The sequence below is a fragment of the Lelliottia sp. genome (assembly GCF_045627565.1).
In the GTDB taxonomy this organism is placed as follows: domain Bacteria; phylum Pseudomonadota; class Gammaproteobacteria; order Enterobacterales; family Enterobacteriaceae; genus Enterobacter.
Genome location: NZ_JAZQNX010000039.1, coordinates 174,424 through 196,693 on the forward strand (window position 1 = coordinate 174,424; position 22,270 = coordinate 196,693).

A 22,270-nucleotide genomic window follows, 5' to 3' on the forward strand; every position below is an offset into this window, starting at 1 on the left:
AAAACGCGACCGGGCATGACTGCGATTACAGCAGCTCTTTGGCTTTTGCGACAACATTTTCTACGGTGAAGCCAAACTCTTCAAACAGCAGTTCAGCCGGTGCAGATTCACCGAAGGTGGTCATCCCGACGATTGCGCCGTTCAGGCCAACATATTTGAACCAGTAGTCAGCGATTCCAGCTTCAACTGCAACGCGAGCGGAAACCGCTTTTGGCAGCACGGATTCGCGGTAAGCGGCATCCTGTTTGTCGAACGCATCGGTTGACGGCATGGAAACCACGCGCGCTTTAACGCCTTCGGCAGACAGTTTTTCCCATGCAGCCACAGCCAGCTCAACTTCAGAACCGGTTGCGATGAAGATCAACTCTGGCTGGCCAGCGCAGTCTTTCAGCACGTAACCACCGCGAGCGATGTTCGCCAGCTGCTCTGCGGTACGATCTTGCTGTGCCAGGTTCTGACGAGAAAGAATCAGCGCGGTCGGGCCGTCCTGACGCTCAACGCCGTATTTCCACGCCACGGCGGATTCAACCTGGTCACACGGACGCCATGTGGACATGTTAGGCGTCACACGTAGAGAAGCTACCTGCTCAACCGGCTGGTGCGTCGGGCCATCTTCGCCCAGACCGATGGAGTCGTGGGTGTAGACCATCACCTGACGCTGTTTCATCAGCGCAGCCATACGCACGGCGTTACGTGCATATTCAACGAACATCAGGAAGGTAGACGTGTACGGCAGGAAACCACCGTGCAGGGCGATACCGTTCGCGATGGCGGTCATACCGAATTCGCGTACACCGTAATGGATGTAGTTACCGGCGATATCTTCGTTGATTGCTTTGGAGCCAGACCAGATCGTCAGGTTAGACGGAGCCAGGTCAGCGGAACCGCCCAGGAACTCTGGCAGCCACGGACCGAATGCTTCGATCGCATTCTGAGACGCTTTACGGCTGGCGATTTTAGACGGGTTAGCTTGCAGATTCGCGATGAATTCGTTTGCTTTGGCATCGAAATCAGCCGGCATGTCGCCTTTCATACGGCGAGTGAATTCAGCCGCTTCCAGTGGGAAGGCTTTAGCGTAAGCAGCGAATTTCTCATTCCATGCAGACTCTTTCGCCTGGCCTGCTTCTTTCGCATCCCACTGCGCATAGATTTCTGACGGAATTTCAAACGGAGCATGTTTCCAGCCCAGTTTTTCACGGGTCAGCGCGATTTCAGCGTCGCCCAGTGGAGCACCGTGAGAATCGTGCGTACCTTCTTTGTTTGGTGAGCCGAAACCGATGATGGTTTTGCACATCAGCAGGGACGGTTTGTCAGTCACTGCGCGCGCTTCTTCTACCGCACGTTTAATGCTGTCGGCGTTATGACCATCAACACCGCGCACCACGTGCCAGCCGTAGGCTTCGAAACGTTTAGCCGTATCGTCAGTAAACCAGCCTTCAACGTGACCATCGATAGAAATACCGTTGTCATCATAGAACGCAACCAGTTTACCCAGCTTAAGGGTACCCGCCAGAGAGCACACTTCGTGAGAGATACCTTCCATCATGCAGCCATCGCCCATGAAGGTGTAGGTAAAGTGGTCAACGATGTCGTGGCCAGGACGGTTAAACTGTGCAGCCAGCGTTTTCTCAGCAATCGCCATACCTACCGCATTCGCCACGCCCTGACCCAGTGGACCAGTGGTGGTTTCAACGCCAGCGGTGTAACCCACTTCAGGGTGACCAGGCGTTTTAGAGTGCAGTTGACGGAAGTTTTTCAGCTCTTCAATTGGCAGCGCATAGCCAGTGAGGTGCAGCAAGCTGTAGATCAGCATAGAGCCGTGGCCGTTAGACAGCACAAAGCGGTCACGGTCAGCCCATGATGGGTTTTGCGGGTTGTGGTTCAGGAAATCACGCCACAGGACTTCGGCAATGTCAGCCATACCCATAGGGGCGCCCGGGTGACCGGATTTGGCTTTCTGTACTGCATCCATGCTCAGCGCACGAATAGCATTAGCAAGCTCTTTACGTGAGGACATTTTAACTCCAGATCGGACTGTTAAAGGCTATGCCCTTGACGACAGCGCGTTTTGGGCTATGCCAGAAAAAAGTGCCAACAATGTAACCCAAGCGACAAAGCATGTACATGGAGCATTCTTTTGCCGTTTAAGAAATCTCTGGATCATGCTCGCATGTTGCGCAATCTACTCGCCCGCCCCTGTAGATATTCCTTATACTTAGCGCCACGACCGCTTCGCTGTCGAAAAATTTTCGGATTTTATTCAGATCAACGGGTACGGAAGCAACATCATGAAAATGCGTGCAATAGTGCTGGCCTTGGGTACAACGTTCCTGCTGAGCGGCTGCCAAAATATGGATTCAAACGGTCTGATGAGCTCCGGTGCAGAGGCTTTCCAGGCCTATTCACTGAGCGATGCGCAGGTAAAAGCGTTGAGCGATCAGGCCTGTAAAGAGATGGATGCCAAAGCAACCATTGCGCCCGCCAACAGCACCTATGCGCAGCGTCTGAACAAGATTGCTTCCGCGCTGGGTGACAACATCAACGGCCAGCCGGTGAACTACAAGGTTTACATGGCAAAAGACGTCAACGCGTTTGCCATGGCTAACGGCTGTATTCGCGTTTATAGCGGCCTGATGGACATGATGACGGATAATGAAGTTGAAGCGGTGATTGGCCATGAGATGGGCCACGTCGCCCTGGGTCATGTAAAAAAAGGCATGCAGGTGGCGTTAGGCACCAACGCGATTCGTGCAGCAGCGGCATCTGCGGGCGGGATTGTCGGCAGCTTATCGCAGTCTCAACTGGGTGATGTGGGCGAAAAACTGGTCAACTCTCAGTTCTCCCAGCGTCAGGAGTCCGAAGCAGATGATTATTCCTACGATCTGTTGCGCAAACGCGGCATCAATCCGTCGGGCTTAGCCACCAGCTTTGAGAAGCTGGCAAAACTGGAAGAAGGTCGTCAAAGCTCAATGTTTGATGACCACCCGGCGTCCGTTGAACGTGCTCAGCACATTCGCGACCGCATGAAAGCTGACGGAATTAAGTAATTCATTGGGCCGGGTTGCATCGTGCTTCCCGGCCCTTTAGCGCGTTTACTCGCCTTTCTTCGCAGCCTGGATATACAGCATTTCCAGCGCCAGCGTCGCGGCAGCCAGCGCAGTGATTTCTGACTGGTCGTAGGCCGGAGCGACTTCCACCACATCCATCCCCACAATATTCAGATCTTTCAGACCGCGAACCAGTTTAATCGCGCGATCGGACGTTAGGCCACCGATAACCGGCGTGCCCGTGCCTGGCGCAAAGGCCGGATCCAGACAGTCGATGTCGAAAGTGAGATACACCGGCATATCACCCACGATCTGCTTCACCTGAGCGATGATATCGTCTACGCCACGGTCATTCACCTGACCGGCATCCAGAACGGTAAAGCCGTTGTCTTTATCAAACTCAGTGCGGATACCGATCTGAACAGAATGGTTAGGATCGATCAGCCCTTCGTTCGGCGCAGTATAGAACATCGTGCCATGGTCAAATTCGCAGCCGTTCGCATAGGTGTCGGTATGCGCATCAAAGTGCACCAGCGCCATTTTACCGAAATGCTTGGCATGCGCGCGCAGCAGCGGCAGAGTCACAAAGTGATCGCCACCGAAAGAGAGCATGCGTTTACCCGCAGCCAGCAGCTTCTCGGCATGCGCCTGCAGCTTTTCGCTCATTTCACGCGCATCACCGAAGGCATAAACCAGATCGCCACAGTCCACCACGTTCAGACGCTCACGCATGTCGAAGTTCCATGGGAAGCGATTATGCTCCCAGGCCAGGTTAGTCGACACCTGACGAATGGCCGCCGGGCCATGACGACCACCGGCACGACCTGACGTCGCCATATCAAACGGAACGCCGGTGATCACCCAGTCAGCGTCGCTATCGTACGGCTGGAAATTCATCGGAAGACGTAAAAAACCAAACGCGTTAGATACCAGAGAGTTGTCGTACTGATGGCCTAAAGTGCTCATATCCTGACCTCTTATAGAGTCGATACTTTGAAAGAGATGAAAAAAAATCCCCTCCGCGTCGTTAAACCCGACGAGGAAGGGATTGATTCGTTTAATGCTTAATGGGGCGAATTATCGCCGTTAATTCATACAGGTTCAAGTGAGTATAGGGTAATGAGCGAACTGATGCCCCTCACCCGTACTCTCTCGGAAAACGTATTTACTCGTCTTCCAGGTACGTATAACCGTACAGACCCGCTTCAAACTCTTCCAGGAACTGCTGCTGCAACGCGGCGTCCAGATCGGTGTTTTTCACCTGATCGCGGAACTGAGTCAGCAGTTTTTTCGGATCCAACTGCACGTATTCCAGCATGTCCGCCACGGTGTCCCCCTCATCAGAAAGCTCCACTTCAACGTTGCCATCAGGGAACACAAACACGTCAACTGCTTCGGTATCGCCGAACAAGTTGTGCATGTTGCCCAAAATTTCCTGATACGCACCGACCATAAAGAAGCCCAGCATTGGCGGGTTCTCCGGATCGTATTCCGGCATTGGCATCGTTGTAGCAATACCGTCGCCATCGACATAGTGATCAATTGCGCCATCGGAATCACAGGTGATATCCAGCAAGACAGCACGACGTTCCGGCGCATGGTTCAGCCCTTCAAGCGGCATCACCGGGAACAGTTGATCGATACCCCACGCATCCGGCATCGACTGGAACAGCGAGAAGTTGACGTAAATTTTGTCCGCCATACGCTCTTGCAGTTCGTCGATAATCGGACGATGCGCACGGTTACTCGGGTCCAGCTGCTTCTGAACTTCATGACACATGTTCAGATAAAGCTGCTCTGCCCACGCGCGTTCTTGCAGGCTATAGGTGCCGGAAGAATAACCGGTATGAATGTCATGCAGATCCATCTGGCTATCGTGCAACCATTCGCGCAGCGAGCGACGCGTGCCCGGCTCGTGCATTTCTTGCCAGGTTTCCCACATGCTTTGCAGCGCCCGCGGCGCATTTTCCTGCGGCGGTGTCGCTTCGGTGTTTTCGCTACGCTCAACGCCGATGATGTTAGACACCAGCACGGTATGGTGTGCGGTGACCGCGCGGCCCGACTCGGTAATGACCGTCGGATGCGGCAAGTTGTTTTCTTCGCAAGCATCACCGATCGCCCAGATGATGTTGTTCGCGTACTCGTTCAGGCCGTAGTTAACGGAACAATCCGACTGAGAACGCGTCCCTTCGTAGTCCACGCCCAGGCCGCCGCCGACATCGAAGCACTGAATATTGACGCCGAGCTTATGCAGTTCCACATAGAAACGCGCCGATTCGCGCACGCCGGTGGCGATGTCGCGAATATTCGCCATCTGCGAACCGAGGTGGAAGTGCAGCAGCTGAATGCTATCCAGACGACCACATTCACGCAGGATTTCAACCAACTCCAGAACCTGAGTAGCTGCCAGACCGAATTTGGATTTTTCACCACCGGAAGACTGCCATTTGCCGGACCCCTGTGAGGCCAGACGCGCACGCACACCAAGGCGCGGAATCACGTTCAGACGCTCGGCTTCTTCCAGTACGATCGCAATTTCGGACATCTTTTCGATGACCAGATAGACTTTATGGCCCATCTTCTCGCCGATCAGCGCCAGACGAATGTATTCACGGTCTTTATAACCATTACATACAATTACTGAGCGGGTCATTCCGGCATGAGCCAGTACGGCCATCAGTTCAGCTTTTGAACCGGCCTCCAGACCCAGCGGCTCGCCGGAGTGGATCAGCGATTCAATCACGCGGCGGTGCTGGTTAACCTTGATCGGGTAAACCAGGAAGTAATCGCCTTTGTATCCATAGGATTCACGCGCACGCTTGAACGCCTGGTTGATGGAACGCAAACGGTGTTGCAGGATCTGCGGAAAGCAGAACAGCGCAGGTAGACGTTGCCCCTGTGCTTCGCGCGCTTTCACCAGTTTAGCGAGATCGACACGCGCTTCCGGAACGTCAGGATCGGGGCAGACGCTGATGTGGCCCAGTTCGTTAACGTCGTAGTAGTTATTGCCCCACCAGGCAATATTGTATGTGCGCAGCATCTTGCTGGCTTCCTGCGAGCTCATCGCAACCTCCTGCATGGAACGTAGTACACCCTGTTCGCCTGCTGACGAAGGGGAAAGCGAAGACATGTCGTCAGACATAGCGAACCTCAACTTGTTGTAGTAAGTGTAAAACAGTTGACTACTATCGCAGTCTCAAACGGCGATAACAACCCATATACGGCCCAATCATCCAGCACATCATGCTGAACGCGAGGCCATGCGACCGGTTTCATATTCATATATTGTAAAACACGTATCCGAACTCTGTATGACAAGGTCCGGCGAAACCACGAGAAAACTCTTGGATTAACAAGAGCGCCCTTGTTCAGTTATCACAAAGCGCAACCGGCCCTGGAATCCTGAGAAGCGCCGAAATGGGTATAACATCGGCAGGTTTGCAGATTAGAAATGCGGGTAGTGGGGAACAAACGCACGCCAGAATGGCGTAACTGAGTTAGCGGAAAACGACGGTTCATTATCTCGTATCACCTCCACGGCCGCCCCAATCGGAGCGAACCAACAAGTCAAAGCGAATAGTTCAACTGCTCAACCCGGCTGGAAGTGGCGACACGATGATTTCATCGAGTGCTTTTTAGTTATCCTAAATCATTCGCGTTTCAGAAAGCCAACGTACAAGAAACGTGAAGTATGACGGATATGAGCCGCGCGCCGCGTTTTATACCGAGAAGACACTAAAAAAGCAAAGCATTAATGAATACGTTGCCCGTCCCGTCAGGAAAATTTTCCAGCTGCTATTTCAATGCAATGCGAGCGATATCAAAAAAAGCTGGAATTCGGGCCAGAAAGTGACCTAAAATAGACGTCCAGATGTTAATCCATCTATACCGATTAACACTCAGACTGCCAGTGTCATTTACCTGCAGGCCTTGGTAGAATTATCTTCTTTGGCTATTCCGCATAGCAGTTTGAGCTAACAAAATTCTCCTTAGGTGAAATAAAACATGGCAAAACACCTGTTTACGTCCGAGTCTGTATCAGAAGGACATCCTGACAAAATCGCTGACCAAATCTCTGATGCGGTGCTGGATGCAATCCTCGAACAGGATCCAAAAGCACGCGTCGCGTGTGAAACCTACGTCAAGACTGGCATGGTGCTGGTTGGCGGTGAAATCACCACCAGCGCATGGGTTGATATCGAAGAGATCACCCGTAATACCGTGCGTGAGATTGGCTATGTGCATTCTGATATGGGCTTTGATGCCAATTCTTGCGCCGTTTTGAGCGCAATCGGCAAACAGTCTCCTGACATCAACCAGGGTGTTGACCGTGCCGATCCGCTGGAACAAGGCGCGGGCGACCAGGGCTTGATGTTTGGCTACGCAACCAACGAAACTGACGTGCTGATGCCAGCGCCAATCACCTACGCACACCGTCTGGTGCAGCGTCAGGCTGAAGTGCGTAAAAACGGTTCGCTGCCATGGCTGCGTCCGGATGCAAAAAGCCAGGTCACCTTCCAGTACGATGACGGCAAAATCGTTGGGATTGATGCCGTGGTTCTGTCCACTCAGCATTCTGAAGAGATTGACCAGAAATCCCTGCAGGAAGCAGTGATGGAAGAGATCATCAAGCCGGTTCTGCCGACCGAATGGCTGAACGCGTCGACCAAATTCTTCATTAACCCAACGGGCCGTTTTGTTATCGGTGGCCCAATGGGCGACTGCGGTCTGACCGGTCGTAAGATCATCGTTGATACTTACGGCGGCATGGCTCGTCACGGCGGCGGTGCGTTTTCCGGTAAAGATCCGTCTAAAGTTGACCGTTCTGCGGCGTACGCTGCACGTTATGTCGCGAAAAACATCGTTGCGGCAGGTCTTGCTGACCGCTGTGAAATTCAGGTTTCCTACGCTATCGGCGTAGCAGAACCTACCTCCATCATGGTTGAAACTTTTGGTACTGAAAAACTGCCAACTGAACAACTGACCCTGCTGGTGCGCGAGTTCTTCGACCTGCGTCCATACGGCCTGATCCAGATGCTGGATCTGTTGCACCCAATCTATAAAGAAACCGCCGCTTACGGTCACTTTGGTCGCGAACATTTCCCATGGGAAAAAACCGACAAAGCCGCTGTGCTGCGTGACGCTGCCGGTCTGAAATAATCGACTGACAGGTTTTAAGAAAAGGCCAGCCACATGCTGGCCTTTTGCATTTCTGCTCTGCCCCCGCCCGACCCGCTCCGCTGAAATGTTGTGAGTCAAGCACGCTAAATGAAAGCGATTACACCAGTCATCAAGCTATAATTTTTCAGACTAATCTCTTTGCATGTTCTCCCTTCATCTGCTGTTACATTCCGATTCAGTTAAGTCTGAAATTGATTCTATTGGGATGCACATCAACTCTTTTACCTCTATATTTTCAAAGCTTTAATAAAGCTTACAAGTTTTAAGGAGTGTAACCGATTACACCAATGTGATTTGTCTCACATATTTTTACGGCGCACTAACCTACCCTTTTCATCAATAAAACTGATAACCCAACTGGAGGGCATAATGCCTGACAATAAAAAACAGGGGCGTACGTCCAACAAGGCAATGACTTTTTTTGTCTGCTTCCTCGCCGCCCTGGCAGGACTACTTTTCGGCCTGGATATTGGCGTGATTGCCGGTGCTCTTCCCTTTATCACGGATGAATTCCAGATCAGCCCGCACACTCAGGAATGGGTGGTGAGCTCCATGATGTTCGGTGCTGCGGTCGGTGCAGTCGGTAGCGGCTGGCTCTCGTATCGTCTCGGACGTAAAAAGAGCCTGATGATTGGCGCCATTCTCTTTGTCATCGGTTCGCTCTGCTCTGCCGCCGCGCCAAACGTCGAAGTGCTGATTATCTCCCGCGTACTGCTTGGCTTAGCCGTCGGTGTAGCCTCTTATACCGCCCCGCTGTATCTGTCGGAAATTGCCCCGGAGAAAATTCGCGGCAGCATGATCTCGATGTATCAGTTGATGATTACCATCGGTATTCTGGGTGCGTATCTTTCCGATACGGCATTTAGCTACAGTGGCGCATGGCGCTGGATGCTCGGTGTCATCATCATCCCTGCGATTCTGCTGCTGATCGGTGTCTTCTTCCTGCCTGACAGCCCACGCTGGTATGCGGCGAAACGACGTTTTAACGATGCCGAACGCGTCCTGTTGCGTCTGCGCGATACCAGTGCCGAAGCCAAAAACGAGCTGGACGAAATCCGTGAAAGCCTGAAGGTAAAACAGTCCGGTTGGGCGCTGTTTAAAGACAACAGCAACTTCCGTCGCGCGGTGTTCCTGGGCGTGCTCTTGCAGGTCATGCAGCAGTTCACCGGGATGAACGTCATCATGTATTACGCGCCAAAAATCTTTGAGCTGGCGGGCTACACCAATACGACGGAGCAGATGTGGGGCACCGTTATCGTCGGTTTAACTAACGTGCTGGCGACCTTTATTGCTATCGGGCTTGTTGACCGCTGGGGCCGTAAACCGACCCTGACGCTGGGCTTCCTGGTGATGGCAGTCGGTATGGGCGTGTTGGGCACAATGATGCATGTCGGGATTGACTCTCCAACCGCACAGTACTTTGCAGTTGGCATGCTGCTGATGTTTATCGTTGGTTTTGCGATGAGTGCAGGCCCGCTGATTTGGGTTCTGTGTTCCGAAATCCAGCCGCTGAAAGGCCGCGACTTCGGTATCACCTGCTCGACGGCAACCAACTGGATCGCCAACATGATTGTCGGCGCAACCTTCCTGACCATGCTGAACACGCTGGGCAACGCCAATACCTTTTGGGTGTACGGCGCGCTGAACCTGTTCTTCATTGTCCTGACGGTCTGGCTGGTTCCTGAAACGAAACACGTTTCGCTGGAACATATCGAACGTAACCTGATGAAAGGTCGCAAGCTTCGCGAAATCGGCGCGCACGACTGAAAGTCCGGCTTCCTCCCATCCGGGAGGAAGCCTCTTGCACCGCCCCGCCTCACGTTTTATCCTCTGCCCCTATGAAAACACCCCGTCTTCCCATCGCCCTTCAGCAAGCCGTCATGCGCTGCCTGCGGGAAAAACTCGCCCAGGCCAACCTGAAGCTGGGACGTAATTATCCTGAACCCAAACTGGTCTATCAGCAGCGTGGCACTTCCGCCGGTACCGCCTGGCTTGAATCATACGAGATTCGCCTGAATCCGGTCCTGATGATGGAAAACCAGCAGGCTTTTGTTGATGAAGTGGTGCCGCATGAGTTGGCGCATCTGCTGGTGTGGAAGCATTTTGGTCGCGTAGCCCCGCACGGCAAAGAGTGGAAATGGATGATGGAAGCTGTGCTTGGCGTTCCTGCCCGACGCACGCACCAATTTGAGCTGGAATCCGTACGACGCAATACCTTTCCCTATCGCTGCCAGTGCCAGCAATACCAGTTGACCGTTCGCCGCCATAACCGTGTGGTGCGAGGAGAAGCAACCTACCGCTGTGTGAAATGCGGTGAACCGCTCGTCGCAGAATAGTCATCTGAACATTCAGGAACTTTCCTGATCTGACTGATTGCATACAAGAACAACTTTCGCTACGTTGCGGGCTCGTTTTGACACGGAGTTCATGATGTCCCGTAATGTTTCTTTCGCTGTCGCGTTTCTGGCGACGGTGCTTTCTGGCTCAACGCTGGCCGACGGTATCAATAATTTTTCTCAAGCTAAAGCCGCAGGCGTGAAGGTTAACGCCGATGTCCCCGGCGATTTTTACTGCGGGTGCAAAATTAACTGGCAGGGCAAAAAAGGGGTCGTCGATCTCGAATCGTGCGGTTACAAAGTGCGTAAAAACGAAAACCGCGCCAGCCGTATCGAATGGGAACATGTCGTTCCCGCCTGGCTATTTGGTCATCAGCGTCAGTGCTGGCAGGACGGCGGACGTAAAAACTGCGCCAAAGACCCGGTTTATCGCCAGATAGAAAGTGATATGCATAACCTGCAGCCCGCGGTGGGCGAAGTCAACGGCGACCGTGCCAACTTTATGTACAGCCAGTGGAACGGGGGCGACGGCCAATATGGCCAATGCGCAATGAAAGTCGACTTCAAAGAGAAACTCGCCGAGCCGCCCGTTCGCGCCCGCGGCAGCATTGCGCGTACCTACTTCTATATGCGCGATCGTTACGAGTTGAACCTCTCCCGCCAGCAAACCCAGCTTTTTAACGCCTGGGATAAGCAGTATCCGGTCACTGACTGGGAGTGCGAGCGCGACAACCGCATTGCAAAAGTTCAGGGGAATCATAACCCATACGTGCAGCGGGCTTGCCAGGCGCAAAAGAGCTAACCTACACTAGCGGCAATTGTCTATTTTGCGCCGATCCCTCATTCCACCGAATCCAAGCGAGGCGGAATGAGGCGTCATCCGCGCCCTTCATGGAATTCACAGTATGCGCATCCCTCGCATTTACCACCCTGAACTGATTACCGCCGGCAGTGAAATTGCCTTGTCTGATGACGCCGCCAATCATGTAGGCCGAGTTCTGCGCATGGGCGCTGGTCAGGCGGTGCAACTGTTCGACGGTAGCAACCAGGTCTTCGACGCTGAAATCACCCGCGCAGACAAAAAAAGCGTGCAGGTGAGTATTCTGCGCGGTGAGGTAGACGACCGCGAATCACCGCTGCATATTCACCTGGGCCAGGTGATGTCGCGCGGCGAAAAGATGGAATTCACTATCCAGAAATCGATCGAACTGGGTGTAAGCCTCATTACGCCACTTTTTTCTGAACGCTGTGGCGTTAAACTGGATGCTGAACGACTGAACAAAAAGATCCAGCAGTGGCAGAAAATCGCGATTGCGGCATGTGAACAGTGCGGTCGCAACCGTATTCCGGAAATTCGCCCGCCCATGGATTTAGAAGCCTGGTGCGCTGAAGAAGAGAGCGGTCTTAAGCTCAATCTTCATCCGCGCGCCAGCGCCAGCATCAATACACTGCCGCTGCCCGTTGAGCGTGTACGCCTGCTGATTGGCCCGGAAGGTGGTCTGTCAGCGGACGAAATTGCGATGACGGCGCGTTATCAATTTACTGATATTCTGTTGGGACCTCGCGTTCTGCGTACTGAGACGACTGCACTCACTGCCATCACCGCGCTACAGGTGCGTTTTGGCGATCTGGGTTAAAGCATTTAACGGAGAAGAACATGATCAAGCTCGGCATCGTGATGGACCCCATCGCAAGCATTAACATCAAGAAAGATTCCAGCTTCGCTATGCTGCTGGAAGCGCAGCGTCGCGGCTATCAGCTCCATTACATGGAAATGGCCGATCTTTATCTGAACAACGGTGAAGCCCGCGCGCGCACCCGCATCGTTAACGTCGAGCAAAATTACGATAAATGGTACGAGTTTGGTTCCGAGCAGGATCTGCCGCTCGCCGAACTTGATGTGATCCTGATGCGTAAAGATCCTCCGTTCGATACCGAATTTATCTACTGCACCTATATCCTTGAACGCGCAGAAGAAAAAGGCACGCTGATCGTTAACAAACCGCAGAGCCTGCGCGATTGTAACGAGAAACTGTACACCGCCTGGTTCTCCGATCTGACGCCTGACACGCTCGTCACCCGTAACAAAGCGCAGTTGAAAGCCTTCTGGCAGAAGCATGGCGACATCATTCTGAAACCGCTGGATGGCATGGGCGGCGCGTCGATTTTCCGCGTGAAAGAAGGCGATCCAAACCTGGGTGTTATTGCCGAAACCCTGACTGAACATGGAACGCGCTACTGCATGGCGCAGAATTATATTCCTGCCATTGTTGATGGTGACAAACGTGTATTGGTGGTCGACGGCGAACCGGTTCCTTACTGTCTGGCGCGCATTCCGCAGGGCGGCGAAACCCGTGGTAATCTGGCGGCAGGTGGCCGTGGAGAACCGCGCCCGTTGACCGATAGCGACTGGGAAATCGCCCGCCGCGTCGGCCCAATGCTGAAGGCCAAAGGACTGATTTTCGTCGGTCTGGACATCATTGGCGATCGCCTGACGGAAGTGAACGTCACCAGCCCAACCTGTATCCGCGAAATCGAAGCTGAGTTCCCGGTGTCCATTACCGGCATGCTGATGGACGCGATTGAAAAACGTCTGAAGCAGTAACCCACCACTCCCCTTATCCGCTTCACCCTCCATTTCGCGTCAAGGCGATACAGGGTGAAGTGTTAGTGACAGCGCTTTTAATTGTCTCCATACTGAGCGCTGTTGCTTTTTAAACCAGGAAACAGAACCTCTGACAATGAATTTACAGCATCACTTTCTTATTGCCATGCCTGCTCTCCAGGACCCCATTTTTCGTCGTTCCGTGGTTTATATCTGCGAATACAGTGAAGACGGCGCGATGGGGATTATCATCAATAAACCGCTCGAAAACCTGCAAATCGAAGGCATTCTGGAAAAACTCAAGATCACGCCTGAAGAGCGCGCGCCTGAGATCCGTCTGGATAAACCGGTGATGTTAGGCGGCCCGCTGGCAGAAGATCGTGGCTTTATCCTGCATACCCCTCCGGGGTTTTCTTCCAGCATTCGCGTTTCCGACAACACGGTGATCACCACCTCACGCGATGTCCTGGAAACATTAGGCACGCACAATCAGCCTTCCGAAGTGCTGGTAGCGCTGGGCTATTCCTCATGGGAGAAAGGCCAGCTGGAACAAGAAATTCTTGATAATGCATGGCTGACGGCCCCGGCGGATCTGAACATTCTGTTTAAAACCCCCATTGCCGATCGCTGGCGCGATGCTGCGAAACTGATTGGGATCGACATTCAAACCATGCCTGGTGTGGCAGGACACGCATAATGAGCGGAACGCTTCTGGCTTTTGATTTTGGAACGAAAAGTATTGGCGTGGCGATTGGTCAACGCATCACCGGAACCGCGCGCCCACTTACGGCGATTAAAGCGCAGGACGGAACACCCGACTGGACGCTGATTGAGCGCCTGCTCAAAGAGTGGCAACCCGAAGCCGTGATCGTAGGGTTACCGCTGAACATGGATGGCACCGAGCAACCGCTGACGGCGCGAGCACGTAAGTTTGCCAATAAGATCCATGGCCGCTTTGGTGCTGTCGTTAAGCTGCACGATGAACGCCTTAGCACTGTTGAAGCCCGTGCCGGTCTATTTGAACATGGCGGTTTCCGTGCACTTAACAAAGGTAGCGTTGACTCCGCCTCGGCTGTAATCATCCTCGAAAGTTTCTTCGAACAGGGTTTTTAACCCCATCATATTTGCCCGCGTTGCCGGGCAAAATCTTCTTATCTCTCGATCCCGTTCACATTTCACCCTACTGCTTTTTGCATTATCAGGAGTGTTTCTATAAAAGAAACATATGCAATTATGATTTTTCCAGCAGCCTGGCATTGAGTGAGGAGAGTTCACTGAGACGCGCCTGGAGTGTGTTGTCATCGGGGTGCCACATGCCCGCAAAAGCAAGTGCGGCCTGATGAACACCGACTGGCTGCGCGATAGACACTTCACCGTCGTCATGCCGCCAGATGACATGTCCGCGCTCACGCTGTTGCGCAATATGCGGCGCGAGATGAACCCACTGTGTCGCCGTGAAGCGTGACATCAGCGGTTCATCGCTTTCAGCGGCCAGCAATGACATGCCGATAACGGATTGCCACGCAGGGAGCATGTGAAAACCGGCCAGCGCCTGGCTGGTCGGGCTGCCGGGAACGGAGTGCCAGATGTAAATCACCTGGTCTTCCCATAAAACACCCAAGGCGACGACGATATCGCGCGGCGCGAGGCGCTCCAGCATTGGCAATGCGCGGGAAAAAAGCTCGGAACCACGAATGGCTTGTGCAGCCAGAGCGTGGATCCCAGGCCCTGGCAGATAACGGCGCTGATCGTCCTGCATCGTCAGGCCAATAGACGCCATGGTCATCAGCAAACGGTTTACGCGCGTGGTATTGATGCCCATCAGACGCGAGAGTTCGCGGCACCCGATCGCACGGTCGCTGGAAACCAGATATTGCAAACAGCGAATGCCGTCGATCAAGCTTTGATTCGGTTGTGATGACATAGCAACGCTCATTCTTTTAAGAAGTGTATGACTCGATTCTACCGCCAGTTCAAAAGGATACAAGGTCATGAAAATCTATCCCCCAAATGATGCCAGAACCTTTCCCGTCTCGGAGCTTGAAGCCGATCTGCTGGTCGCAGGCGGTGGACTTGCCGGATTGTGTGCGGCCCTGGCGGCGGCCCGTGATGGCCTGAATGTCGTCCTGATTCAGGACCGGCCTGTACTGGGAGGAAATGCCTCCAGCGAAGTCCGCCTCTGGGCTAACGGTGCGACGTCGCACATGGGCAATAACAATCGCTGGGCACGCGAGGGTGGCATCATGGGGGAGATCCTTGAGGAGAATCTCTGGCGCAATAAAGAGGGGAATCCGGTTATGTTCGACCTGGTTCTGCTTGATCTTGCGAACAGTCAGCCAGGGCTGACGCTGCTGCTGAACACGGCCGTTTATGATGTTGAGAAAACCGGATCGCGCATCACTGCCGTCAGCGCGTTTAACGCCATCAACGAAACCTTTTATACGGTGCGTGCCGCGCAGTTTTGCGATGCGACGGGTGACGGGGTACTCGGTTTTCTGGCTGGGGCGGAGTATCGCGAAGGGGCAGAAGAGATTGATGAACTGGACGAGAAAATGGCACCCGGCGATCACTTCGGGCATAAGCTTGGCCACTCCATCTATTTCTACACCAAACGTACCGCCGAGCCGGTGAACTTTGTCGCCCCCTCGTTTGCGCTCAAAGACATCACAGAAATCCCCCGCTATAAACGTTTGACCTCGACGCTCAACGGCTGCGATCTGTGGTGGCTGGAATGGGGAGGACGTCTTGATACCGTCCACCAAAGTGAGGAGATCAAATGGGAGTTGTGGAAAATCGTCTGGGGCGTCTGGGACTATATTAAAAACTCCGGCGAATTCCCGGATGCAGAAAACCTGACGATTGAGTGGGTTGGTGCCATTCCCGGAAAACGCGAAAGCCGCCGCTTTATTGGCGATCATATTCTTTGCCAGCAGGATATCATTGAGCAACGCGATCACTACGACGCGGTTGCGTACGGCGGCTGGTCGATTGATCTTCATCCGGCGGACGGTGTTTACAGTACCCACGACGGCTGCCGACAGTTTCACAGCAAAGGCACTTACACCATCCCGTTCCGCTCGCTTTACAGCCGCTCGCTGGACAATCTGTTCCTGACAGGCAGGCTGATTTCGGCTTCGCACGTCGCTTTCGGCAGCGCCCGTGTGATGTGTACCTGCGGGCTGCTCGGTGAAGTCGTTGGGCGCGCCGCTGCGCTGTGCCATACGCATCACCTGACGCCCAAGACGCTGGCTTACCGCGATCGCATCCATGACCTTCAGCAGCATTTGCAGGAAACCGGCTGTTACATCCCGCGCCAGTGGCTGGACAACCCCGCGCTCGGCGCGACGGTTTCGACCAGTAGTGAGTACGTGCTGACCTCGCTTGAACCGAACGGCGAATGGCTTTCGCTTGAGGCGCGGATGGCGATTCTGATGCCCGTTAAACGCGGCGAGACGCTGCCTGCCATGACATTTCGTCTGCGTTGCAGCATGCCACAGCAACTCACGATTTCGCTGTTGGGTAGTGAAAAAGCAGGCAACTTCACGCCTGAATGCCATTACGACGAAACGACAATCGACGTCCATGGCGAACAGAAATACCGCTGCAAATTTGACTGGACCAGCGATCGCGATCGGTACGTTTTTGTCGTCTTCGATGCCTGCAACGAGATTGACATTGCGCTTACCAAAACCCGTTTGCCAGGCCTGATGACTGTGTTTAACAGCCTGAATAAACGCGTGGCAAAACATACGCGTCAGGTCTCCGATGGTGATTACGGCGTGGAGGAGTTTGATTTCTGGCTGCCGCGCCGCCATCCGCACCAAATCTTCCCGGCAATGCAGTTGGATACGCCGCATCACTGCTACGCGCCTGCTAACCTGCTTAATGGCCGTCTGCGCCCTGAGCAACAAACCAACGCGTGGATTCCGGCCGACAATGACTCTACTCCACAGGTCGTCTGGACATGGGAAACACCACAACGTATCCAGTCTCTGACGCTTATCCAGGATAACGACTTCGACAATGCCATGGAGACGGTGCAGATGGGCCATCACCAGGCCATCACCCCGCATTGTATAACTCACTATAGGCTGTGGGCTGACGGCAATATGATTGCCGACGTTGAACAGAATCATCACGCCGTCTGTGAACATCGTTTTGTCACCCCTTTCCACACGAAAACGATCACCCTGGAGATCCTTGGCACTGCGGGAGCGCGCCCTGCCGTATATGCACTCAACGTACGCTAGAGCCGTCCCTGCGCCTTGCGTTCGGCAAGGCTTTGGTCAAAGTTTTGCATCCCTGCCAGCTGCCCGGTTTGAATGATGCCGGGCAGTTGCCAGGTTTTTCCCTCGCGGATGAGATTCGCTGATGCAGGCGTGTTCACCAGCATTTCGAAAAGCGCCACTCGCCCGCCCTGCGCGTCACGCTCAAGCTTTTGCGCCAGTACCGCGCGCAGGCTCCCCGCCAGCTGATTTCGTACCGGATCTTTTTCTTCGGCAGGAAAAGTATCCACCAGCCTTTCGATGGCCTGAGACGCACCTCGGGTATGCAGCGTCGCCAACACCAGATGCCCGGTTTCTGCAGCAGTGAGCGCCAGGCGGATCGTTTCGCTGTCCCGCAACTCCCCGAGCAAAATGACGTCGGGATCTTCACGTAATGCCGCACGTAACGCCTGCGAAAAGGATGGGCAGTGCAGGCCAATCTCTCGCTGTTGAATCAGACAGCGATTGCTTTGATAGATAAACTCCACCGGATCTTCAAGGGTCAAAATATGCCCGTCGGAATGGCAATTGAGATGATCCACCATGGCCGCCAACGTGGTGGATTTTCCGCTGCCCGTGGCGCCCGTGACCAGAATCAACCCGTTGTCACTGGAGAGCAGCTCGGGTATCGCTTTAGGCGCTGTAAGCGCTGACAGCTTTGGACAGGTAACGGGCAACAATCTGAGCGTTATCGAAACGCCGTGAACATGGTTAAATGCGCTGGCGCGCAATCGTTGCCCGCTGCTCATCGATACGGCGAAATCCACCTGCCCATTCGCCCACCAGGCTCCCTGCTGCTCGTCGTTGAGCCAGGTTTTCAAAAGCTGCTCAACATCCGGGGCGGGAAAAGGCGCAGATTCAAGATGACCCAAACGACGCCAGCGCGGTGGTGAATTGCTGCACAGGTGTAGATCCGAGACATTATGCTTTACACTAAGGGCCACAATTTCTTCCATATCCATACGACACTCCCCGGAAAATGAACGACATTGCGCTTAACCTGGCACAGGTCAGGGACAAAATCTCAGCTGCAGCAACACGTTGCGGCCGTGCTTCAGAAGACGTTTCGCTGCTTGCAGTCAGTAAAACCAAACCTGCGAGCGCCATCGCAGAAGCTATTGCCGCAGGGCAACGTGAGTTTGGTGAAAACTACGTCCAGGAGGGTGTGGACAAAATTCGTCATTTCCAGGAAACAGGAATGATGGGTCTACAATGGCACTTTATTGGTCCATTGCAGTCGAATAAAAGTCGTCTGGTGGCCGAGCATTTTGACTGGTGCCATACCGTCGATCGTCTGCGCATTGCCACGCGTCTGAACGAGCAACGCCCTGCGGACAAAGCGCCACTGAACGTATTGATTCAAATAAATATTAGTGACGAAAACAGTAAGTCAGGCATTGCGCTTGCTGAGCTTGACGCGCTGGCCGCTCAGGTGGCGGAACTCCCCGGTCTTCGTCTGCGTGGACTGATGGCGATCCCCGCCCCAGAAACAGAGTACGAAAGGCAGTTTGCCGTGGCACAGCAAATGGCTGTAGCATTTGAAGCGCTTAAAGCACGCTACGTTACCGTAGACACGCTTTCACTGGGCATGTCGGACGATATGGAAGCCGCAATCGCGGCAGGCAGCACGATGGTGCGCATCGGCACAGCAATTTTCGGTGCGCGCGATTACACCCAATAATAAGGAAACCTGAGGAACGCCATGAAGACGTTGACTTTCCTGCTCTCAACGGTCATTGAACTGTACACGATGGCGCTGCTGTTACGCGTCTGGATGCAGTGGGCCCGTTGTGATTTTTACAATCCATTTTCGCAGTTTGTCGTGAAAATTACGCAACCTGTCATTGGCCCGCTGCGCCGTATCATCCCACCGATGGGGCCGATTGATAGCGCCTCCATGCTGGTGGCGTTTATTCTCAGCATTATCAAAGCCATTGTGTTGTTTATGGTGATCACGTTCCAGCCAATCATCTGGATCGCCGCGGTGCTCATTCTGCTGAAAACCATTGGCCTGCTGATCTTCTGGGTGCTGCTGGTGATGGCTGTCATGAGCTGGGTAAGCCGTGGTCGCAGCCCGGTTGAGTACGCGATGATTCAGTTGACCGAGCCATTGCTGCGTCCGATCCGTAATTTACTGCCTTCTATGGGCGGTATCGATTTTTCGCCAATGATCCTGGTGCTGCTGCTGTATGTGCTGAACATGGGTATCGCTGAGCTGTTACAGTCAACAGGCAACATGCTGCTGCCGGGGCTGTGGATGGCGCTATGAGTGCCGTGAGCACGTGCGCCGACGGGCTGGTTTTACGGCTGTACATTCAGCCTAAAGCCAGCCGTGACCGCATTGTTGGATTGCATGGCGACGAGTTAAAAGTAGCCATTACCGCCCCACCCGTTGACGGCCAGGCTAACGCGCATTTGACGAAATATCTGGCTAAACAGTTTCGCGTCGCCAAAAGTCAGGTCATTATTGAAAAGGGTGAGCAGGGGCGTCATAAACAGGTAAAAATCCTTAATCCGCAAAACATCCCGACGGAAGTCGCGGCACTGACAGAGTAGGAAATACCATGCAGAAAGTTGTTCTCGCTACCGGTAACGCCGGTAAAGTGCGCGAGCTGGCCTCGCTATTAAATGATTTTGGCCTGGACGTCGTGGCGCAAACGGAATTGGGCGTAGATTCTGCGGAAGAGACCGGTCTGACCTTTATCGAAAATGCGATTCTGAAAGCGCGTCATGCCGCGCAGGTCACCGGCCTGCCCGCTATCGCCGATGATTCCGGTCTGGCGGTTGATGCGCTGGGCGGCGCGCCGGGCATTTATTCCGCACGATATTCCGGCGTTGACGCAACTGACCAGCAGAATCTGCAAAAGCTACTCGAAACGCTAAAAGACGTGCCGGATGCGCAGCGTCAGGCGCAGTTCCACTGTGTGCTGGTCTACATGCGCCATGCCGAGGACCCGACGCCGATTGTCTGCCACGGAAGCTGGCCTGGCGTGATTGCTCGCGAATCAGCAGGCAGCGGCGGCTTTGGCTATGATCCCGTTTTCTTTGTCCCGTCTGAGGGCAAAACCGCGGCAGAACTGACCCGCGAAGAAAAAAGTGCGATTTCCCACCGGGGTCGCGCGTTAAAACTGTTACTGGAAGCATTACGTAATGGCTAATTTGCCACCTCTGAGTCTGTATATTCACATTCCCTGGTGCGTGCAGAAATGCCCGTACTGCGATTTCAATTCGCACGCGCTGAAAGGCGAAGTGCCGCATGATGACTATGTTCAGCATCTGTTAAGCGATCTGGATGCCGACGTATCTTACGCACAGGGACGTGAAGTTAAGACCATTTTCATTGGTGGCGGTACGCCGAGCCTGCTTTCTGGCCCGGCCATGCAAACGCTGCTGGACGGCGTGCGTGCGCGTCTGAATCTGGCAGCCGACGCAGAAATTACCATGGAAGCGAATCCAGGCACCGTTGAGGCCGATCGTTTTGTCGATTACCAGCGTGCCGGGGTGAACCGCATTTCCATCGGGGTTCAGAGTTTTAGCGAGCCAAAACTTAAACGTCTGGGCCGCATTCACGGTTCGGCAGAAGCCAAGCGGGCAGCGCATCTGGCGACCGGTCTGGGGCTGCGGAGCTTTAACCTTGATTTGATGCACGGTCTGCCGGATCAGTCGCTGGAAGAGGCGCTTGACGATTTGCGCCAGGCGATTGAACTCAATCCGCCGCATCTCTCCTGGTATCAACTGACCATCGAGCCTAATACGCTGTTTGGCTCACGTCCGCCGAAATTACCGGATGACGATGCGCTGTGGGATATTTTCGAGCAGGGACATCAGATTCTGACGGCGGCGGGGTATCAGCAGTACGAAACTTCAGCCTACGCAAAGCCGGGTTATCAGTGCCAGCACAATCTCAACTACTGGCGATTTGGTGACTATCTGGGGATTGGCTGCGGCGCGCACGGCAAAGTCACCTTCCCGGACGGACGCATTTTGCGCACCGCCAAAACGCGTCATCCGCGCGGATACATGGAAGGCCGTTACCTTGAGCGCCAGCATGATGTGGAAGTGGAAGACAAACCGTTTGAGTTCTTTATGAACCGTTTCCGGCTGCTGGAACCGGCGCCGCGGGCAGAGTTTGCACGTTACACGGGGCTGTCTGAGTCTGTTATTCGCCCGCAAATTAACGAAGCGCTGGCACAAGGTTATCTGACGGAGTGCGATGCGTTCTGGCAAATCACCGAGCACGGAAAACTGTTCTTAAACTCCCTTCTTGAGCTGTTCCTCGCCGACGAGTCCTGAAGACAGATTCAGGATTTTACATCCCGCTCTGCTGGCTGAGGGAAAGGCTGGCAGAGTGTGGGGATGGAAATTACTCGTTCTTATGCAAAACAGCTCAGACGCGAGCTGACAAAAGAAGAAAGACGGCTTTGGTATCTACTGCGCAGTCGCCGTTTCGCTGATTATAAATTTCGCCGACAGCATCCGGTAGGAAACTACATACTGGATTTCGCCTGCTGCGCGGCGCGGCTGGCTATTGAGCTGGATGGTGGGCAACATGATGAAAAACAGAAATACGATCGTCAAAGAACGTGCTGGCTTAACGAGAAAGGTTGGCATGTCATTCGATTCTGGAATAACGAACTCTGGAATAACGAAGAGGCGGTGTTAGAAAAGATCCTTGAAACACTGCAAATGCTGCAACCCTTGTATGTTTAAAGTCACTTCAGTTCCCCGTCAACAGACGGGTAAACTGTCAATGCGTTTGACCTGATGCCACAGCCCGTTAGCCCTCTGGGTTTTCAAGCCCGCGGGTGAGCTCATGGCGTGGCATCAGTTTTCCTG

22 protein-coding genes are annotated in these 22,270 nt (G+C 53.8%); 16 read left to right on the forward strand and 6 right to left on the reverse strand.

The genetic code is table 11. From position 1 onward, the window contains the following. Positions 1 to 25: 25 nt before the first annotated feature. Positions 26 to 2,017 (reverse strand): transketolase, encoded by a 1,992-nt coding sequence (gene tkt / locus ACKI5T_RS19010; protein WP_407439440.1) that lies wholly within the window; start codon positions 2,015 to 2,017, stop codon positions 26 to 28. Positions 2,018 to 2,288: 271 nt separating this feature from the next. On the opposite strand from tkt, the gene ACKI5T_RS19015 reads away from it, so the two are divergent. After that, on the forward strand, positions 2,289 to 3,047 hold the full coding sequence (locus ACKI5T_RS19015; protein ID WP_015960332.1) for a M48 family metallopeptidase: 759 nt from the start codon (positions 2,289 to 2,291) through the stop codon (positions 3,045 to 3,047). A 45-nt stretch (positions 3,048 to 3,092) separates the two neighbouring features. Here ACKI5T_RS19015 and speB read toward each other — a convergent pair whose 3' ends face one another. From speB to yqgB, 3 genes are all read right to left on the reverse strand, one after another. After that, entirely contained in the window at positions 3,093 to 4,013 is a 921-nt protein-coding gene (gene speB / locus ACKI5T_RS19020; protein WP_015960333.1) for an agmatinase, read from the reverse strand. Between the two features lie 199 nt (positions 4,014 to 4,212). Beyond that, the gene (speA, locus tag ACKI5T_RS19025; RefSeq protein WP_015960334.1) at positions 4,213 to 6,189 is read right to left on the reverse strand and encodes a biosynthetic arginine decarboxylase; all 1,977 of its coding nucleotides are present in this window, start codon (positions 6,187 to 6,189) and stop codon (positions 4,213 to 4,215) included. An 8-nt stretch (positions 6,190 to 6,197) separates the two neighbouring features. Continuing rightward, on the reverse strand, positions 6,198 to 6,329 hold the full coding sequence (yqgB, locus tag ACKI5T_RS19030) for an acid stress response protein YqgB (protein WP_407439443.1): 132 nt from the start codon (positions 6,327 to 6,329) through the stop codon (positions 6,198 to 6,200). A 723-nt stretch (positions 6,330 to 7,052) separates the two neighbouring features. Between yqgB and metK the strand changes: the two genes are divergently transcribed. From metK to ruvX, 8 genes are all read left to right on the forward strand, one after another. After that, positions 7,053 to 8,207, forward strand: a complete 1,155-nt coding sequence (gene metK / locus ACKI5T_RS19035) for a methionine adenosyltransferase (RefSeq protein WP_407439445.1) — start codon at positions 7,053 to 7,055, stop codon at positions 8,205 to 8,207. Positions 8,208 to 8,597: 390 nt separating this feature from the next. Continuing rightward, the gene (gene galP / locus ACKI5T_RS19040; RefSeq protein WP_015960337.1) at positions 8,598 to 9,995 is read left to right on the forward strand and encodes a galactose/proton symporter; all 1,398 of its coding nucleotides are present in this window, start codon (positions 8,598 to 8,600) and stop codon (positions 9,993 to 9,995) included. A 71-nt stretch (positions 9,996 to 10,066) separates the two neighbouring features. Further along, entirely contained in the window at positions 10,067 to 10,564 is a 498-nt protein-coding gene (locus ACKI5T_RS19045) for a SprT family zinc-dependent metalloprotease (protein ID WP_407439447.1), read from the forward strand. Positions 10,565 to 10,658: 94 nt separating this feature from the next. Continuing rightward, a complete protein-coding gene (endA, locus tag ACKI5T_RS19050) occupies positions 10,659 to 11,366 on the forward strand; it encodes a deoxyribonuclease I (protein WP_407439469.1) in 708 nt (235 codons plus the stop codon). A 103-nt stretch (positions 11,367 to 11,469) separates the two neighbouring features. After that, entirely contained in the window at positions 11,470 to 12,201 is a 732-nt protein-coding gene (gene rsmE / locus ACKI5T_RS19055) for a 16S rRNA (uracil(1498)-N(3))-methyltransferase (protein ID WP_015960340.1), read from the forward strand. A gap of 20 nt (positions 12,202 to 12,221) precedes the next feature. Continuing rightward, on the forward strand, positions 12,222 to 13,169 hold the full coding sequence (gene gshB, locus ACKI5T_RS19060) for a glutathione synthase (RefSeq protein WP_015960341.1): 948 nt from the start codon (positions 12,222 to 12,224) through the stop codon (positions 13,167 to 13,169). Between the two features lie 136 nt (positions 13,170 to 13,305). Further along, on the forward strand, positions 13,306 to 13,866 hold the full coding sequence (locus tag ACKI5T_RS19065) for a YqgE/AlgH family protein (RefSeq protein WP_186752210.1): 561 nt from the start codon (positions 13,306 to 13,308) through the stop codon (positions 13,864 to 13,866). Then, positions 13,866 to 14,282 (forward strand): Holliday junction resolvase RuvX, encoded by a 417-nt coding sequence (ruvX, locus tag ACKI5T_RS19070; protein WP_015960343.1) that lies wholly within the window; start codon positions 13,866 to 13,868, stop codon positions 14,280 to 14,282. The genes ACKI5T_RS19065 and ruvX overlap by 1 nt, the downstream gene beginning before the upstream one ends. A 118-nt stretch (positions 14,283 to 14,400) precedes the next feature. Here the strand turns inward: ruvX and ACKI5T_RS19075 are convergent, their stop codons facing one another. Further along, positions 14,401 to 15,093 carry an IclR family transcriptional regulator gene (locus ACKI5T_RS19075; protein ID WP_407439449.1) on the reverse strand — a complete coding sequence of 231 codons (693 nt, stop codon included), beginning with the start codon at positions 15,091 to 15,093 and terminating at the stop codon, positions 14,401 to 14,403. Between the two features lie 67 nt (positions 15,094 to 15,160). Between ACKI5T_RS19075 and ACKI5T_RS19080 the strand changes: the two genes are divergently transcribed. Further along, positions 15,161 to 17,419 carry an FAD-dependent oxidoreductase gene (locus ACKI5T_RS19080; protein ID WP_407439450.1) on the forward strand — a complete coding sequence of 753 codons (2,259 nt, stop codon included), beginning with the start codon at positions 15,161 to 15,163 and terminating at the stop codon, positions 17,417 to 17,419. Here the strand turns inward: ACKI5T_RS19080 and ACKI5T_RS19085 are convergent. Then, positions 17,416 to 18,396: a type IV pilus twitching motility protein PilT gene (locus tag ACKI5T_RS19085; RefSeq protein WP_407439451.1), complete on the reverse strand. Its 981-nt coding sequence runs from the start codon at positions 18,394 to 18,396 to the stop codon at positions 17,416 to 17,418. The two genes, ACKI5T_RS19080 and ACKI5T_RS19085, sit on opposite strands and share 4 nt — an antisense overlap. 17 nt (positions 18,397 to 18,413) lie before the next feature. On the opposite strand from ACKI5T_RS19085, the gene ACKI5T_RS19090 reads away from it, so the two are divergent. The 6 genes from ACKI5T_RS19090 (at position 18,414) to ACKI5T_RS19115 (ending at position 22,144) form a co-directional block, all read left to right on the forward strand. After that, a complete protein-coding gene (locus tag ACKI5T_RS19090) occupies positions 18,414 to 19,115 on the forward strand; it encodes a YggS family pyridoxal phosphate-dependent enzyme (RefSeq protein ID WP_407439453.1) in 702 nt (233 codons plus the stop codon). A 21-nt stretch (positions 19,116 to 19,136) separates the two neighbouring features. Further along, positions 19,137 to 19,703: a YggT family protein gene (locus tag ACKI5T_RS19095; protein ID WP_015960348.1), complete on the forward strand. Its 567-nt coding sequence runs from the start codon at positions 19,137 to 19,139 to the stop codon at positions 19,701 to 19,703. Continuing rightward, complete coding sequence (gene yggU / locus ACKI5T_RS19100) at positions 19,700 to 19,990, forward strand: DUF167 family protein YggU (protein WP_407439455.1); 291 nt, start codon at positions 19,700 to 19,702, stop codon at positions 19,988 to 19,990. Before ACKI5T_RS19095 ends, yggU begins: the two co-directional genes overlap by 4 nt. Before the next feature lie 8 nt (positions 19,991 to 19,998). After that, positions 19,999 to 20,592, forward strand: coding sequence for an XTP/dITP diphosphatase (locus ACKI5T_RS19105; RefSeq protein WP_407439457.1), 594 nt, complete (start codon positions 19,999 to 20,001; stop codon positions 20,590 to 20,592). Further along, on the forward strand, positions 20,585 to 21,727 hold the full coding sequence (hemW, locus tag ACKI5T_RS19110; protein ID WP_407439459.1) for a radical SAM family heme chaperone HemW: 1,143 nt from the start codon (positions 20,585 to 20,587) through the stop codon (positions 21,725 to 21,727). The genes ACKI5T_RS19105 and hemW overlap by 8 nt, the downstream gene beginning before the upstream one ends. A gap of 63 nt (positions 21,728 to 21,790) precedes the next feature. After that, positions 21,791 to 22,144, forward strand: coding sequence for an endonuclease domain-containing protein (locus tag ACKI5T_RS19115; RefSeq protein ID WP_407439461.1), 354 nt, complete (start codon positions 21,791 to 21,793; stop codon positions 22,142 to 22,144). Positions 22,145 to 22,270: the final 126 nt, after the last annotated feature.

What these genes read in the sequence shown, in the direction of transcription:
- tkt (WP_407439440.1), bottom strand. Translation starts at nt 2,017, where the DNA reads ATGTCCTCACGTAAAGAGCTTGCTAATGCTATTCGTGCGCTGAGCATG.
- ACKI5T_RS19015 (WP_015960332.1), top strand. Translation starts at nt 2,289, where the DNA reads ATGAAAATGCGTGCAATAGTGCTGGCCTTGGGTACAACGTTCCTGCTG.
- speB (WP_015960333.1), bottom strand. Translation starts at nt 4,013, where the DNA reads ATGAGCACTTTAGGCCATCAGTACGACAACTCTCTGGTATCTAACGCG.
- speA (WP_015960334.1), bottom strand. Translation starts at nt 6,189, where the DNA reads ATGTCTGACGACATGTCTTCGCTTTCCCCTTCGTCAGCAGGCGAACAG.
- yqgB (WP_407439443.1), bottom strand. Translation starts at nt 6,329, where the DNA reads ATGAATATGAAACCGGTCGCATGGCCTCGCGTTCAGCATGATGTGCTG.
- metK (WP_407439445.1), top strand. Translation starts at nt 7,053, where the DNA reads ATGGCAAAACACCTGTTTACGTCCGAGTCTGTATCAGAAGGACATCCT.
- galP (WP_015960337.1), top strand. Translation starts at nt 8,598, where the DNA reads ATGCCTGACAATAAAAAACAGGGGCGTACGTCCAACAAGGCAATGACT.
- ACKI5T_RS19045 (WP_407439447.1), top strand. Translation starts at nt 10,067, where the DNA reads ATGAAAACACCCCGTCTTCCCATCGCCCTTCAGCAAGCCGTCATGCGC.
- endA (WP_407439469.1), top strand. Translation starts at nt 10,659, where the DNA reads ATGTCCCGTAATGTTTCTTTCGCTGTCGCGTTTCTGGCGACGGTGCTT.
- rsmE (WP_015960340.1), top strand. Translation starts at nt 11,470, where the DNA reads ATGCGCATCCCTCGCATTTACCACCCTGAACTGATTACCGCCGGCAGT.
- gshB (WP_015960341.1), top strand. Translation starts at nt 12,222, where the DNA reads ATGATCAAGCTCGGCATCGTGATGGACCCCATCGCAAGCATTAACATC.
- ACKI5T_RS19065 (WP_186752210.1), top strand. Translation starts at nt 13,306, where the DNA reads ATGAATTTACAGCATCACTTTCTTATTGCCATGCCTGCTCTCCAGGAC.
- ruvX (WP_015960343.1), top strand. Translation starts at nt 13,866, where the DNA reads ATGAGCGGAACGCTTCTGGCTTTTGATTTTGGAACGAAAAGTATTGGC.
- ACKI5T_RS19075 (WP_407439449.1), bottom strand. Translation starts at nt 15,093, where the DNA reads ATGTCATCACAACCGAATCAAAGCTTGATCGACGGCATTCGCTGTTTG.
- ACKI5T_RS19080 (WP_407439450.1), top strand. Translation starts at nt 15,161, where the DNA reads ATGAAAATCTATCCCCCAAATGATGCCAGAACCTTTCCCGTCTCGGAG.
- ACKI5T_RS19085 (WP_407439451.1), bottom strand. Translation starts at nt 18,396, where the DNA reads ATGGATATGGAAGAAATTGTGGCCCTTAGTGTAAAGCATAATGTCTCG.
- ACKI5T_RS19090 (WP_407439453.1), top strand. Translation starts at nt 18,414, where the DNA reads ATGAACGACATTGCGCTTAACCTGGCACAGGTCAGGGACAAAATCTCA.
- ACKI5T_RS19095 (WP_015960348.1), top strand. Translation starts at nt 19,137, where the DNA reads ATGAAGACGTTGACTTTCCTGCTCTCAACGGTCATTGAACTGTACACG.
- yggU (WP_407439455.1), top strand. Translation starts at nt 19,700, where the DNA reads ATGAGTGCCGTGAGCACGTGCGCCGACGGGCTGGTTTTACGGCTGTAC.
- ACKI5T_RS19105 (WP_407439457.1), top strand. Translation starts at nt 19,999, where the DNA reads ATGCAGAAAGTTGTTCTCGCTACCGGTAACGCCGGTAAAGTGCGCGAG.
- hemW (WP_407439459.1), top strand. Translation starts at nt 20,585, where the DNA reads ATGGCTAATTTGCCACCTCTGAGTCTGTATATTCACATTCCCTGGTGC.
- ACKI5T_RS19115 (WP_407439461.1), top strand. Translation starts at nt 21,791, where the DNA reads ATGGAAATTACTCGTTCTTATGCAAAACAGCTCAGACGCGAGCTGACA.